The organism is Halorubrum ezzemoulense DSM 17463 (assembly GCF_002114285.1).
GTDB lineage: Archaea > Halobacteriota > Halobacteria > Halobacteriales > Haloferacaceae > Halorubrum > Halorubrum ezzemoulense.
In genome coordinates this window covers 1-14628 of the sequence record NZ_NEDJ01000003.1, presented here as the reverse complement: position 1 = coordinate 14628, position 14628 = coordinate 1, and the positions used below count along the sequence as shown (strand labels likewise).

The 14628-nt window shown below is 71.5% G+C and carries 14 protein-coding genes; 5 read left to right on the top strand and 9 right to left on the bottom strand.

The genetic code is table 11. The features are described from left to right. Positions 1-13: 13 nt before the first annotated feature. A complete protein-coding gene (gene arcD / locus B9H04_RS01515) occupies positions 14-1471 on the bottom strand; it encodes an arginine/ornithine antiporter ArcD (protein WP_085682389.1) in 1458 nt (485 codons plus the stop codon). A gap of 193 nt (positions 1472-1664) precedes the next feature. Between arcD and B9H04_RS01510 the strand changes: the two genes are divergently transcribed. Further along, entirely contained in the window at positions 1665-2648 is a 984-nt protein-coding gene (locus B9H04_RS01510) for an NOG1 family protein (RefSeq protein ID WP_049930867.1), read from the top strand. Positions 2649-2700: 52 nt separating this feature from the next. Here the strand turns inward: B9H04_RS01510 and B9H04_RS01505 are convergent, their stop codons facing one another. The 3 genes from B9H04_RS01505 to B9H04_RS01495 all read right to left on the bottom strand — a co-directional run bounded on the left by B9H04_RS01505 (position 2701) and on the right by B9H04_RS01495 (position 7018). Further along, the gene (locus B9H04_RS01505) at positions 2701-3444 is read right to left on the bottom strand and encodes an SIMPL domain-containing protein (RefSeq protein ID WP_049930868.1); all 744 of its coding nucleotides are present in this window, start codon (positions 3442-3444) and stop codon (positions 2701-2703) included. A 60-nt stretch (positions 3445-3504) separates the two neighbouring features. Continuing rightward, positions 3505-5589: a formate/nitrite transporter family protein gene (locus B9H04_RS01500; protein ID WP_049930869.1), complete on the bottom strand. Its 2085-nt coding sequence runs from the start codon at positions 5587-5589 to the stop codon at positions 3505-3507. A gap of 154 nt (positions 5590-5743) precedes the next feature. Next, a complete protein-coding gene (locus tag B9H04_RS01495; protein WP_049931052.1) occupies positions 5744-7018 on the bottom strand; it encodes a TIGR00341 family protein in 1275 nt (424 codons plus the stop codon). Positions 7019-7143: 125 nt separating this feature from the next. Here B9H04_RS01495 and B9H04_RS01490 point away from each other — a divergent pair, with 125 nt between their 5' ends. The 3 genes from B9H04_RS01490 (at position 7144) to B9H04_RS01480 (ending at position 10853) form a co-directional block, all read left to right on the top strand. Next, a complete protein-coding gene (locus B9H04_RS01490; RefSeq protein ID WP_049930871.1) occupies positions 7144-7392 on the top strand; it encodes a hypothetical protein in 249 nt (82 codons plus the stop codon). Positions 7393-7545: 153 nt separating this feature from the next. After that, positions 7546-8427 (top strand): homoserine kinase, encoded by an 882-nt coding sequence (locus B9H04_RS01485; protein ID WP_085682388.1) that lies wholly within the window; start codon positions 7546-7548, stop codon positions 8425-8427. Positions 8428-8615: 188 nt separating this feature from the next. After that, positions 8616-10853: an AAA family ATPase gene (locus B9H04_RS01480; protein WP_049930874.1), complete on the top strand. Its 2238-nt coding sequence runs from the start codon at positions 8616-8618 to the stop codon at positions 10851-10853. A gap of 36 nt (positions 10854-10889) precedes the next feature. Here B9H04_RS01480 and B9H04_RS01475 read toward each other — a convergent pair whose 3' ends face one another. The 4 genes from B9H04_RS01475 to lwrS all read right to left on the bottom strand — a co-directional run bounded on the left by B9H04_RS01475 (position 10890) and on the right by lwrS (position 12992). Beyond that, positions 10890-11435: a CopG family ribbon-helix-helix protein gene (locus B9H04_RS01475; protein ID WP_049930877.1), complete on the bottom strand. Its 546-nt coding sequence runs from the start codon at positions 11433-11435 to the stop codon at positions 10890-10892. Positions 11436-11460: 25 nt separating this feature from the next. Further along, positions 11461-11817: a helix-turn-helix transcriptional regulator gene (locus B9H04_RS01470; RefSeq protein WP_049930878.1), complete on the bottom strand. Its 357-nt coding sequence runs from the start codon at positions 11815-11817 to the stop codon at positions 11461-11463. A gap of 34 nt (positions 11818-11851) precedes the next feature. Continuing rightward, positions 11852-12505: an HAD family hydrolase gene (locus B9H04_RS01465; RefSeq protein WP_049930881.1), complete on the bottom strand. Its 654-nt coding sequence runs from the start codon at positions 12503-12505 to the stop codon at positions 11852-11854. 103 nt (positions 12506-12608) lie between these two features. Beyond that, a complete protein-coding gene (gene lwrS / locus B9H04_RS01460) occupies positions 12609-12992 on the bottom strand; it encodes an LWR-salt protein (protein WP_049930883.1) in 384 nt (127 codons plus the stop codon). A 62-nt stretch (positions 12993-13054) separates the two neighbouring features. Here lwrS and uppS point away from each other — a divergent pair, with 62 nt between their 5' ends. Beyond that, positions 13055-14050, top strand: a complete 996-nt coding sequence (gene uppS, locus B9H04_RS01455) for a polyprenyl diphosphate synthase (RefSeq protein ID WP_049931053.1) — start codon at positions 13055-13057, stop codon at positions 14048-14050. Here the strand turns inward: uppS and B9H04_RS01450 are convergent. Then, a partial coding sequence (locus tag B9H04_RS01450; protein WP_139835020.1) for a DUF2891 family protein occupies positions 14047-14628 on the bottom strand: 582 nt, incomplete at its 5' end. The two genes, uppS and B9H04_RS01450, sit on opposite strands and share 4 nt — an antisense overlap.

Sequence of the window (14628 nt, the reverse complement as noted above, 5' to 3'; positions counted from 1 at the left end):
ACGATCCCGGGACTCAGTCGTCGCCGGGGGCGGCGGTCTCCGCCGGGTCGGCGTCGGCCGAGGTCGGATCCGCGTCGATCGTGAGGCCGGTCCCGGCCATAACGAACAGCACAAACGGCGAGAGGAACGCGAACAGGTAGTACGGCGCGTACTCGATGGTCGGGACGCCCGTGGCGCTCGCCATGAAGACGGCGCCCGCGTGCCACGGCATCAGGGCGCCGGTCGGCGTCCCGGCCGCTTCGACCGCGCGCGAGAGCTGGTCGGTGTCGAGGCCGAGTTCGTCGTAGGTGTTCCGGAGCGTGACGCCCGGCAGGACGATGCTCATGTACTGTTGGGCCGTGAGGGCGTTGATGAAGATCGCGGAGACACCAGTTCCGGCGACGAGCGCGCCCGGACTCCGCACGGACGAGGTGAACGCGTGGGCGATCACCGCGAGGACGCCGGTGCGCTCCAAGATGCCGCCGAGTGACAGCGCGGCGACGACGACCGTGATCGTCCACGCGGAGCCGGTGAGTCCCCCGGTCGCGAGGAGTTCGTTCACGGTCGTAGAGGCCGACTCCGGCGAGGTCCCGTACATGAATATCTCCCAGGCGGCGACGAATCCGGTCCCTTGGAGGAGGATCGTCGTGAGCGCGCCGGCGAACACGCCCGCGACGAGTGTCGGCAGCGCGGCGTACCCCCGCAGCGCCAGCCCGAAGGTGACGACGAGCGGGACGAAGGCGACGGCGGTGACCGCGTACGTCTCGGTGAGACCGCCCTGGATCGCCGCGATCTCGCCGGCGGGAATGTCGCCGCTCGTGCGGAGGCCGCGCGCGGCGAAGCCGAGGACCGCGAGACCGAAGGCGATCGCGGTGCCGGTCCGCATCCGTCGGATGTGCCCGTACAGGTCGGTGTTGGTGACGCCGGCGGCGAGGTTCGTGGTGTCGGAGAGCGGCGACTGCTTGTCGCCGGCGTACGCGCCCGAGAGGACCGCGCCGACCGTCATCGGTGCGGGGACGCCGAGCCCCGCGCCGATGCCCACGAAGGCGACGCCGAGCGTCCCGACGGTGGTCCACGAGGAACCGATGGCGAACGCGACGATCGCGGCGAGGACCGCTGCCGCGGGGAGGAACGTCGTCGGGGACAAGATCTCCAGGCCGTAGTACATCATGCTGGGGATCGTGCCGGCGCTGACCCACGTCGCGATCAGCCCGTAGATGGTGAAGATGATGAGGAGCGCCTGGAGCCCCATGACGAGGCCGTTCGCGATCCCGTCGAACAGCGCGTCCCAGTCGTAGCCGAGCCACAGGCCGAACGCGCCGACGAAGGCGATGCTCCACAACAGCGGCGGGTGCGGGTCGAGGCCGAGGACGGCCGAGCCGATTCCGAGGAACGCCACGACGGCGAGGACCGGGACCAGCGCCGCCGCGAGACTCGGGCGGCGGTCTGGATCCAGGTCGTCGTACGCCGTCGGGGTGAACGAGCGTGCCATGTCCGATTGTATTCCTTTGAAGCATAAGTATGGCTCGAAATATGCGTGTGATAGATAGCGATAGATCTTGCCGCTTACGGTGAGCGGCTTCGGCAGGCCCCGCGGCACCCGCCGCGTCCGCCCGTGTGCCGCCGTGTCGCGGCGGTCCGCGAACGGACGCTCTTATACGCGTCGGCGGCGAAGCCGGGGTAACATGATATTCGAGGGCCTCCCGACGACTCCGCGCTCCGAGGAGCTCGTCGACAAGGCGTTCTCGCGGGCGGCGCGAGCCGGGCGCGCGAAGCGCGGCCACGAGGCGCAGGAGTCGATGCTACGGACCGCCGGCAACGTGCTCTCGGACAACTTGGAGAACGTCGTCACCTCGTGGCCCGACTTCGGCTTCGACGTCGACCCGTTCTACTACGAGCTCGCGGACGCACTCGTCGACGTCGACCGCCTCCGCCAGGCGCTCTCGCAGGTGATGTGGGCGAGCCGCCAGATCGAGGACCTCCGCGACGAGTACACGACGAAGGTCCGGAACTCCGACGTGGACACCGCGCGGAAACACCGGAAGCAGGCGTTCGCCCGCATGGCGGACATCATGGACCAGATCGAAGACGACCTGCGCTACATCGGCGACTCCCGGGACCAGCTGAAGGTCCTGCCGGACGTGGACCCGGACGAGCCGGCCGTCGTCGTCGCCGGCTACCCGAACGTCGGCAAGTCGTCGTTCGTCAACCGGGTCACCCGCGCGTCGAACCAGATCGCGGAGTACCCGTTCACCACGAAGGGCGTCCAGATCGGCCACTTCGAGCGCGACCACATCCGCTACCAGATCGTCGACACGCCCGGACTCTTAGACCGGCCGGCGGACGAGCGCAACGACATCGAGCGGCAGGCGGTGAGCGCCCTCGAACACCTCGCGGACGCCGTGATCTTCGTCATCGACCCCTCCGGCGACTGCGGCTACCCGCTCGAGGTCCAGCTCGAACTCCGCGAGGAGGCCCGCGAGCTGTTCGGCGCGGCCGTGCCGCTGCTCACGGTGGCGAACAAACACGACCGCTTCGAGGGCGTCAAGGCGGAATCAGTCGACGCGACGATGAGCGTCACGGAAGACGAGAACGTCGAGGATGTCCTCGACATGGCCGTCGACGCGGTCGGCTACGAGCCCGACCTCCCCACCCGCGACGGGGAGTAGTCGGTCGACGCGCTCGACGGTCGGGAACCGCGAAAAAAGGCTCCTCGCGGCGCTACGCCGGCGCCGCCTCGTACACGACGTTCACCGAGACGCTCACGCTCACGTCGCCGCTCTCGACGGCGGTCGCGGCCCCGGCGTCGCCGCCCGCGGCCGACTCGTACGTCTGGGCGACGTACGGCCGCGACTGCGACCGCCCGGTCGACACCTCGTAGACCCCCGAGACCTCGAGCCCGCTCGCGTCGGCGAGCGCGGCGGCGTCGGCGTCGGCGTTCGACATTGCCTGCGTGATCGCCTCCTCGCGGACCTCCCGCTCGGTCTCCTCGCTCAGCCCGAACTCGATCCGCTGGACCTCGTCCGCGCCGGCGTCGATCGCGACGTCGATCACCTCGCCGACCGCGTCGACGTCGTCGAGTTCGATCGCGTACTGGTGGACGCCCTGGTACCGCGTCCGGTTCGGGTCGTCGCGGGTCTCGTAGCTCTCTTGTACGTCGTACCGCTCCGTCCGGATCGCGTCGTCGCTGAGGCCCCACTCGGTCAGCGCCGCCCGGAGATCCTCCTCGCCCGCGGCCAGTTCGTCGCGCACGGCCGCGGCGTCCGACCCGGTCGCGGTGACCGCGACGCGGAGGGTGGCGCGGTCGGGCGCCGAGGTCGCCTCGCCCGTCGCCGTCACTTCGATGTTCCGTTCCAGTTGCGCCTCGTCGCCGTCCGTCGGGGTCGCGGTGCCCGCGAACCCCGCACAGCCGGCCAACGCGACGAGGGCCGCGATGCCAACGATCGCTGTCAGTCGCCTGTTCATACGCGCTTAGTCGGTCCGAAAGCACGTATAAACCGCAGATAACGCAAAGAGTCGTTTTCGTTACCGCCCGTCGTCGCCGTCGCGCTCGCCGGCCGCGTCCTCGGTGATCTCCTCGTCCGCGTCGTCGTGGTCCGCGATGAACGCGTCGTCGCTCGCGCCTCCGGAGTCGCCCGCGTCCGCGTCGTCGGAGTCGCCGTCGCCCTGCGAGCTGGTACCCTCGATACCGCCGTCACCGCGGTCCGCGGCGGACTGCACGTCCGTCCCTTCGGAGCGGTTCGACTCGCGCTCGACGCCGCCGGTCACGGTTGCGGCGCGGCGGCCGGAGCCGAACAGCCGCTCGCGCAGCGACCGGCTGCTGGGCCGCTCTGTGAGGAGCACCGAGGCGTCAACCTCGTGGATGACGTCGAGGTGGAGCGAGTTGGAGACGAGCCGCGAGAGCAGCCCCTTCTCCGTGGCTCCGATGATGACCAGCGTCTTTCCGGCGGCCGCCCGACAGATGCCGTCCTCCACGTCGCCGCCGTCGTCGACGACGAGCTCCGCGTCGTCGAGGTCGTGTTCCGCCGCCCAGTTCGCGAGGAACGCCTCGCCCCGTCCCCTGTTTCCGGGCCCGTCCACCACGTGAAGCAGCGTCACCTCGGCCCCGGTGGCGTCGGCGAGCACCTTCGCCACCTCCGCGCTGAGGTCGGAGTCGGGGCCGCCGGAGGTGGGGATGAGGATCCGCGAGGTGTCGAGATCGCGCTCGTTGAGGATGAGGAAGTCGCAGGGAAGCTGGTTGGTGAGCTCGTCGATCGGCCGCTCGGCGCGGGCGGCGCTCCAGAGCTGGTCGTCGCCCCACCCCATCAGCACCGCGTCCGGCCGGGTCCGCCGCGCCATGTTGAACACCTCCTCGAACGAGCGGTGCGAGACGACCGTGGAGGTCGACACCTCCACGTCGTAGTCGGCCGCGGTCGACCGGAGGTTCGCCATCCCCTCGCCGGAGACGTCCGCGATGCGCCGCCCGGCGTCCCCGGTGGACAGCGACATGCGCTCGGGCGCCTGAACGACGTGGACGATGTGGACGACGCCGTCGTCGTGGTCGCTCGCGAGCCGCGCCGCCAGGTCGACGATCGGGCCGTCGGTCCGGGGGTTCGTGATCGGTACCATGACCCGGTACCCCTCGCCCGCGAACAGCGTCGCCTCGGTGGCGTCCAATATCGGGACGTACGAGCGCCCGGCCGCGCGGCCGAACACCCACTCGGGGACCGTGAGGCGGCGGCTCACGCCCTCGAAGCGCGCCTCTTCGAGGCGCTCCTCGCTGGTCTGGAAGTAGTTGACGAGCGTGACGAGGACGACCCCGCCGATGGTGTTCCCGAGCAGGACCGGGAGGACGAAGCCGACGAGCCCGGAGAAGAGGCTGATCTCCGCGCCGTACAGCGGGATGCCGTGCTGGAAGAACAGGTACAGCACCTCGGTGAAGGAGACGACCACGTGAAACAGGTCGCCGAGCGGGATCGCGAGGAACGCGAGGTAGACGACGAGCATCCGGCTGACGGAGTCGGTGGAGGCGAAGCCGACCCAGACGACGCCGGCGACGACGAGCCCCGCCATCGCGGCCTTGAAGAACAGCGGCACGAACGGGACGCCGAATCCCCCCTCGGAGATGTACCGCGCCGCGTCGACGGTGTCGCCCGTGAAGACGCCGCCGTACGAGAGGACGGCCGCGCCGATCCCGCCGCCGACGAAGTTGCCCGCGAGGACGATCGTCCAGTGCCGGAGGAGCGTGGGGAGGCTCGCGAGCCGCTCCAAGGTCAGGGCCACCGGCGGCAGGGTGTTCTCGGTGTACAGCTGGTACCCGCCGATGATGATGTAGATGAACCCGAGCGGGTAGAGGAGGACGCTCAGTATCGGGTGAGAGTCGGTCGCCGCGGTCAGCGACGCGTACAGCATGAACGTGATCGTGATAGCCAGCCCGGCGGCGAGCCCGCTGAAGAAGAGTTCGCGGCTCCCGGAGGTCACCTCCTCGTCCGCGGCCGCGATGATCCGCTGGAACACCTCGTCGGAGGAGAACCGGTCCCGGACGGCCTCGCCGACCGCGGGCGCGCCGCTCCGGGACCGCTCGACGACCTCTCGCATGGAATCGTCGTCGGATTGCGTGGGATCCGTCACTGGCCGAGCCCACGGAGGCCCGATAAAAAGCCCTTGCTCTTCCGATCACGCGGACGCGAACCGGCGGACCGCAGCGACGGGCGAAACGAGACGAGTTCAGGGGCGGTCGGGCGAAACGAGACGGACTTAGGGCGGTCGGGAGAACGAGACGGACTCAGGCGCGCTCGACGGTCACCGAGCGGACCTCGACCTCCACCTCGCCGCCGACGACCGACTCGATCCGGTCGTCGAGCGCGGGCGCGAGCCCCTCGACGGTGCCGCCGGGGGGCGTGCCGACCCGGATCACGACCCGGTCGGTCTCGAGCGGCGGGACGGTTCCCGTCCGCTCGACGGTCAGATCGAGGAGTTCGAACTCCGCGTCCAGCGCGGTCAACTCGTCGCTCGCGGCGGCGCGGATGTCGGCCTCGGTGGTCGAGGCGACGTACGACTCGTAGGTGACGCCGCCGAGGAACACCGACAGCAGCGCGATGGCGACCGCGAGGACGGCGGCGCGCTTGAGGAACGCGGCGCGTGCCTCGTCCTCCCGGAACCACCGCTGCGGGCGGTACCCCTCGTACCATAGCATCACGAGCGCCGAGAGGTTGATCGAGAGGACGTTCACCGCGACGATGACGCCCGCCCCGATCACGAGCCGCGGGATCCGGAAGGCGATTCCGATGCCGACCGCGGCCGCGGGCGGGATGAGCGCCACCGCGATCATCACGCCGACGAGCGTCGCGGAGACGCCGGTCATCAGCGAGACGATGCCCGCGATCCCGGCCCCGACCGCGACGACCAACACGAGGACGTTCGGCGCGAGTCGCTCCGACACCTCCGCGAGTTCGAGCGGGTCCAGCCCGGGCGGAACCAAGGCGAGCGAGCGCAGCGCGAACGCGAACGCCGTCGCCGCGATAACTGCGACCGCGACGCCGATCACCTGCATCCGCACTCCCCGCCGGAACAGCGCCTCGTCGTCGACGACGGTGCCGATCGCCGCCGACATCGCCGGCCCAATGAGCGGCGCGATCACCATCGAGCCGACCACGGTGGCGGGCGAGTCGAGCAGCAGCCCCGCCGTGGCGATCACCGACGAGATGACGGTCATCAGCACGTACGTGCCGAGCCCCGAGGCGAGGTCGTCCGCCTTCGCCTGGAGCTCCTCCCGCGAGATGCGGTCGCCGCTCCGCTCGGCGTCCGCCTCGTACTCTTCTTCGAGCGCCTCGAACCGGCGCGAGATGACCGTTTCGGCCGCGACGATCACGGTGTACGTGCTCTCGTCGATCCCCGCCTCCCGGAGTCGGTCGAGGACCGGCTCGACGGCGGCGGTCGGCAGCGGGAACGTCGCGACCGCGGTGTACTCCCGGCCGCTCGTCTCGTCGGTGACGACGTAGTCGACCCCCTCGTCGTCGAGCGCGCGGACGACAGCGGCCCGCTTGCCCGCCGGAATCATGACCTGAACGAGTCGCACGATCGGCGGTCGCGCCGACAGCCCTTATAAGATCGGCACGCAGCGGCCCGGCCGGGCCACGAGAAACGGAACTTTAATGCGCGAATCGCTCGCACCTCCGGACAAGAATGATCTCGCCGCTGGTCATCGACACGTTCCTGCTCGACTACCACCTCGGGCACGTCCTACTGTTCGGGCTCGTCGTCTCGCTTCTGGGTGTCGCGCCGCTGAAGTCCCAGAAGGCCCTCGCGTCGATCATGGCCGTGTTCGGAGTCATCTTCCTGATGGCCCCGTACACGACGATGCCGCCGACGTTCATCCTCCTCGGCATCCCGCTCGTCCTCGTCGGCACGCTGCTGTGGACGATGGCGCGCTGAGAACCGCGTCAACTGACCGTCGAGCGGCGCGCGCGGCCGAACTCTCTTCCTCTCAGCTCTCTCGACCCCCTAGACGGACTCGGTCGGCTCCCCCGCGGTTTCGACTTCTGTTCGATCCCGCTCCTTTTTGCCCCACCGGGGACACTCCCCGCCATGGTAACGGTACGGGCCCCCGCGACGAGCGCGAACTTGGGGAGCGGCTTCGACGTGTTCGGGGCGGCCCTCTCGCGGCCGGCCGACGTCGTCACCGTCGAGAAGGCGGCCGAGACGACGATCGAGGTCACCGGCGTCGGCGCGCAGTACATTCCGGAAGACCCCGACAAGAACACGGTCGGCGCCGTCGTCGAGGCCCTCGACGCCCCCGCGCGCATCCACATCGACAAGGGGGTGCGCCCGGCGTCGGGGCTCGGCTCCTCCGCCGCGAGCGCCGCGGGCGCGGCCGTGGCGCTCAACCGACTGTACGACAGGGGCCGCTCCCGGGAGGAGCTGGTCCCGATCGCCGCCGAGGGCGAGGCGGTGGTCTCCGGGGTCGCGCACGCTGACAACGTGGCGCCCTCGATCCTCGGCGGCTTCACCGTGACGACCGCCCAGGGCACGCACTCGGTCGACGCCGCGGTCCCCCTGGTCGTCTGTCTCCCCGACGTGGCGGTCTCGACCCGCGACGCGCGCCGGGTCGTCCCCGAGACCGCCTCGATGGAGGACCTCGTGGAGACGGTCGGCAACGCGGCGACGCTCGCGGTCGGGATGTGTCGCTCCGACCCGGCCCTCGTCGGTCTCGGCATGACCGATCCGGTGGTCACGCCCGAGCGCGCGCGCCTGATCACCGGCTACGACGGCGTGCGCGAACGCGCCTTCGACGCCGGCGCGACGGGCGTCACCGTCAGCGGCGCCGGTCCGGCGGTGATCGCGGCCTGCCGCGAGCGCGACCGCCGGGCCGTCGCGGCCGAGATGCTCGACGCCTTCGCCGGCGCCGGGATCGAGGCGCGCGCCTACCAGACCCGCATCGGCCGCGGTACGACCGTGCTGGACGAGTGAGCCCGGGCGGCCGTCCCGCTCGCAGCGGATCACGCGGTCGGCGCGTGGTCCGGCCGATAAGTCGACGGTGACGAGCCGCCGTCGATCGCGCCCTCTCGTCCGGCCCATCCCTCCCAACGGACACGCCGGACTGCGCGGCTCCGCCGCGACCGGACAAGCGTAAAGAGCCGCCGGCGAGAACTGGTGGTATGAACGACACCGCAGGGCTCCGGCTCACGGTGCGTGCCGCCGAGAAGCGGGACGCGGGCCGGGGCATCGCTAGGCTCCCCGAGTCGGCCCGCAAGCGGCTCGCCCTCCTCAGCGGCGACACGGTCGAGGTGCGCGGCGAGCGCACCGCCGTCGCGAAGGTGTGGCCGGGCGGTCCCGACGCCGCCGAGGGCTCCGTCCTCATCGACGCCGACACCCGTGCGAACGCCGGCGTGAAGGTCGGCGATACTGTCACGATCGCGGCCGTCGACGTCGCCGACGCCGACCGCGTGACGCTGGCCGCGCCCGGGCGGCTCGCCGAGGTGGACGTGAGCCGCGAGGTGGTCGAGCGGGCGCTCTCCCGCGAGCTCCGCGACCGCCCCGTCACCGAGGGCGAGGCCGTCCACGTCGAGCGACTGGGCGGACTCCGGTTCGTGGTCGCTCGGACCGACCCGGCGGGCACCGTCCGCATCACGGCCTCGACGGACGTCTCCGTCGAGTACAAGGACGGCGCCGGGTCCGCCGGAGACCGCGCCGACGCGTCGGCCGCGCCGGGGAGCGACCGCGCCAGCGGGCCGGCGAATCCGGGGACCGAGACGCCCGGCGACGACGGCCGTCCGAAGGGCGGGTCGCCGCCCGAGGAACACACCGCAGGCGCGACCTACGAGGACATCGGCGGATTGGACGAGGAGCTGGAGCTGGTCCGGGAGACCATCGAGCTCCCGCTCTCCGAGCCGGAGGTGTTCACCCGGCTCGGCGTCGACCCGCCGAAGGGGGTCCTCCTCCACGGCCCGCCGGGGACGGGGAAGACGCTCATCGCCCGCGCCGTCGCCAACGAGGTCGACGCGACGTTCATCACCGTCGACGGCCCGGAGATCATGTCGAAGTACAAGGGCGAGTCGGAGGAGCGGCTCCGCGAGGTGTTCGAGCGCGCGAGCGACGACGCCCCTGCGATCGTTTTCTTCGACGAGATCGACTCGATCGCGGGCAAGCGCGACGACGGCGGCGACGTGGAGAACCGCGTCGTCGGCCAGCTGCTCTCGCTGATGGACGGGCTCGACGCCCGTGGCGACGTGATCGTCATCGGCGCGACGAACCGCGTCGACACCATCGACCCCGCCCTCCGGCGCGGCGGGCGCTTCGACCGCGAGATCGAGATCGGCGTGCCCGGCGAGTCGGGGCGGCGGCAGATCCTCGACGTCCACACGCGCCGGATGCCGCTCGCGGACGACGTGGACTTGGACCGGATCGCGGGCCGGACGCACGGGTTCGTCGGCGCCGACATCGAGGGGCTATCGCAGGAGGCGGCGATGACCGCGCTCCGTCGCGCCCGGGAGTCGGACTCACGGGCGCTGAACGACGTGACCGTCACGAAGGCGGACTTCGAGGCGGCGCACGCCAACGTCGAGCCGAGCGCGATGCGCGAGTACGTCGCCGAGCAGCCGACCACCGACTTCGCGGACGTCGGCGGCCTCGACGACGCCAAGGGGGAGCTCGAACGCGCCGTGACGTGGCCGCTGTCGTACGGGCCGCTGTTTGACGCCGCCGGCGCCGACCCCCCGACCGGCGTCCTGCTGTACGGCCCGCCGGGCACCGGGAAGACGCTGCTCGCGCGCGCCATCGCCGGCGAGAGCGGCGTCAACTTCATCCAGGTCGCCGGGCCGGAGCTGCTCGACCGGTACGTCGGGGAGTCGGAGAAGGCGGTCCGCGAGCTGTTCGACCGCGCGCGGCAGGCGGCCCCCGCGATCGTCTTCTTCGACGAAATCGACGCGGTCGCGACCGACCGGGACGCGGCGGGCGGCGACGGCTCGGGCGTGAGCGAGCGCGTCGTCTCCCAGCTCCTGACGGAGCTCGACCGGGCCAGCGACAACCCGAACCTCGTCGTCCTCGCGGCCACCAACCGGCGGGACGCGCTCGACCCCGCGCTGCTCCGCCCCGGCCGGCTCGAGACGCACGTCGAGGTGCCGGAGCCGGACCGCGAGGCGCGCCGCAAGATCCTGGAGGTCCACACCCGCGGGAAGCCCCTCACGGACGAGGTCGACCTGGAGCGCGTCGCCGACGAGACGGAGGGGTTCTCCGGGGCCGAGATCGCCTCGCTGTCGCGGGCGGCGGCGATGCGCGCCATCGAGCGCGTCGCCGACGAGCACGGCGAGGCCGCAAACGACCACGCCGACGAGGTGGGTATCACCGGGGAAGACTTCGACGCGGCGCTCGAGTCCGTCCGGCCCGAGAGCGTCTGAGGGCGCCGAGGTCCCGCGGGCCGGTCCCGTCTCCGATCAGTCGTCTCCGCTCGACTCGGCGGCCGCGCCGTCCTCCGTCCCCTTCTCTTCCACCTCTCTGCCCTCCGTTCCCCCGTCGTCGGACTCGCCGTGATCGTGTCCGCCGTGCGCGCCGGCGTCTCCGAGCGCGCCGGGACCGAACTCGTCGACCGGGGTGACGCTGTAATCGACCGTGAGCGTGTCTTTCGTCGCGCGGACCTTGCCCACGAACGTCGATATCTCCGCGAGCTCGCCCTCCAACACGAACAGCTCCATGCAGTACTGCGAGCCCACGTGGCTGTGGAAGTTCGAGGCGACGATCCCCTCATCCTCGTGGCGCAGGCGCATCATCCGCTCCTCGACGTTCGTCGTCTCGTAGTTGAAAAGCACCGTCACGACGGCCATGAGGTCGCGGTCTTCGAGCTTCGCGTCCTCGAACTCGCCGAGGAGGTTCCGGGAGGCCTCGCGGACGACCTCGCTGCGGCCGGTGTACCCGTGCTCGTCGGAGAAGTTGTCGATGCGCTCTAGCAGCTCCTCCGGCATGGACACGCTGACGACTGTCATATATTAAATCATACCGCGGAAGTTGTTAATCCTTGAGGTCCGGGCCGCCGCGTTCCGCTTCTCGCTCGGGCCGGTCGCCGCCTCCTCCGGTCCCCTCGCTGTCGCCGCCTGCGATCCGCTCGCCGAGCCACGCGTAGTGGTCGAGTAGGGCTGCCTCGCCCGCCTCGGTGAGCGCGTACACGTCCGCGATCCCCTCGGTGCGCCGGCGGAGGTGGCCGGCCTCGACGAGCGCGGAGAGCGTGCCGTAGAACGATCCCGGATCGATCCGCTCGTCGTAGTGCGATTCGAGCCGGCTCTTCAGCGACTGCGCGCGCAGCTCCCCGTGTTCGTACAGGAGCGCGCAGAGGTCGCGGCGGCGGCCGCTGTGGAACCACTTCGTCATGTGTCGCGAGTCGGCCCGCGGCGGCATAAATCGCTCACGACGCGTCGACAAGCTCGTCGAGCCGGCGCACGCGCCGGTCCCCGAGCACGCACCGCCCGCGCTCGTTGTGGCCGACGCGCTCGACGTGGACCGCGTCGAGGCCGGCGTTCCAGGCGGCCGCCACGTCGCTCTCGCCGTCGCCGACGTAGTAGCCGCGACCTCGGGTCGGATCGACGCCGAGGTCTCTCATCGCGGTCTCGATCGGGTCGGGGGACGGCTTCCACCCCGTCTCGTCGGTGCAGCAGACGACGGCGTCGAAGCGGTCGTCGAGGCCGACGCGGTCGAGGACTGGCTCGGCGAGGAACTCCTGACAGTGGGTGACGAGCCCCGTCGGCCCGCCGACCTCCTCGACGCGGTCGAGCAGCCGCGCGGCGTCGTCGTGGAGGTACGTCGCCTCCGCGCGGGCGACCGGATCCTCGACGGAGTGAAACGCGGGCCAGAACGCCTCGGGGTCGACCCCCATCCCGCGGAGCGTCTCCGCGCGAGACCCGCCGAGACCGCTCCAGAGGACCCGCGCCTCCCGGTCCGAGAACTCGCGGCCCAGCCGGCCGCCGACGCGGTCGAACACCGCTCGGGTGTACTCCCACTCGGCGTCGACGAGGGTCCCGTCGAGGTCGAACAGGTGGAAGTCGTAATCGGTGACGGCCATACGGTCCACCCGTACGCCGGGGGCGGGCAAGTGCGTTGCGGGTGCGCGGGATCCCTGCTCACACCGACCGGAGCCGTCCGGGCGGCCGGCTTCCCCCCTCGCGTCACCCCCGGACGTGGACCGACGAGCCGAGGTACTTTCGGAGGACCTCGTCGACCGAGTCGGCGTTGAAGCGGCCGAGGTCCGCGGCGATCGCGTCCGTCAGCGCGTCGCGGTACGCCTCGTCGGTGCGGAGTTCGCGGAAGTCGGCGGCGGCGACCTCGACGCTCGCGGCGTCCGCCAGTCCGAGGCGCTCCGCGGCCAGCCGCCGGAACGACGGCTCGTCGCCGACCTCGCCGCGCCACAGCCGGTCGCGGAAGAACAGCCACCCGTCGGCACCGGGGTCGCTCGCGGGGAGTTCCATCGTCGTCTCGAACCGGCCCGGGTCGACGGCGGCGTCCGCGGGATCGAGTCGGACGGCGACGCGGAAGACGTAGGCGGCCTCCATGCGTCGACCGTCGCCGGACCGATTCATAAAGCTACATACCGTTCGGCGTCGTGGACCCCGTCATGTGGCAGCGTCTCCGCGGCCTCGCCGGGCGCGCGTACCGGCGGCACCTCCGCCGCGAGATCGACGACGTCCCCGACCACGTCGCCGTCATCCAGGACGGGAACCGTCGGTACGCCCGCGAGCAGGGCGACGACGCTCCCGAGGGACACCGCGCCGGCGCGGACACCACCGAACAAGTCCTCGACTGGTGCGCCGACCTCGGCGTCTCGGAGCTCACCCTCTACGCCTTCTCCACCGAGAACTTCGAGCGCCCGGACGAGGAGCTGGAACCCCTCTTCGACCTGCTCGAACGCAAGCTGCGCGAGTTCGCCGACGCCGACCGCGTCCACGATGAGGGCGTCCGCGTCCGCGCCATCGGCGACGTGGCCCGGCTCCCGCCGCGCGTCCGCGACGCGGTCGAGTACGCGGAGCGGCGCACCGCCGGCAACGACCGGTTCACGCTCAACGTCGCGCTGGCGTACGGCGGCCGGACCGAACTGCTCGACGCCGCGCGCGCCATCGCCCGCGACGTGGACGCGGGCGAGATGGCTCCCGGGGACGTCGACGTCGAGACCGTCGAGTCGCGCCTGTACGACCGCCCGATCCGCGACGTTGACCTGATCGTCCGCACCGGCGGCGACGAGCGCACCTCGAACTTCCTCCCGTGGCACGCCAACGGCAACGAGGCCGCCGTCTACTTCTGTGCCCCCTACTGGCCTGAGTTCTCCGAGGTCGACTTCCTGCGCGCGATCCGCACCTACGAGTCGCGCGAGGAATCGTGGCAGCGCGCACGGGCCGAGCGCGCGGTCGCATTGGTGCGCGCGCTCGCCGAGGTGGAGTTCGCCGAAGCCCGCGCCGCCGCCGCCAGGCTCCGCGAGCGGATCCCCCGGCTCGACGGCAGCGACCTCTCCGACGACGCGCTCGACATCGCCGACGGTGACTCGGCCGGCCCGGCCGACGGCGAGTCCGCCGGTCGGATCGACGGCGACGGGCCCGAGTCGACGGGAGCCGACTAGGCGGCGCCGGGCGCGACGCCGCCCTCGTTCCGCGTTAGCAGGTACAGCGCGAACGACGAGAGCCAGTGCGACCCCGCGTAGTCGTCGGTGAGCACGTCCGCGGCCCCGGCCTCCGCGTGGCGGCGCGCCGCGGCATCGAGGGGCTCCCGGAGCCGGTCCGCGGCCGGGCCGTCCCGCCCGTCGAGCGCGTCGGCCAGTCCGGCGAGACACCACGCCCGGGAGACGTTGAGCCCGATCAGGTGTATCGCGGCGCCGTCGCCCTCGTCGGGCTCCACGTCGACCGGCGAACACAGCGCGTCGTGCGGCGGCGCGGCGAGGTCCGGGAGGTAGTCGTCGAGCCACGACGCGAACGGGTCCGGGTCGAGGACGCGGCGCATGAGGTCCGCCTCGGTCAGCGCGGGCGAGACGAAGTCCCAACCGACCGGCTCCGCGCCGACGACCGCGGCGGTGTCGTCCGCGTAGAGGCGGCGCGCCGCAGCCGCGGCCTCGCGTTCGAGGTCGGCGTCGCCGACGACCCGCGCGTAGTCGAGCACGCCGACGAGCGCGAACGCGGTGTTGCCGTGCGTACCGACGCGGTG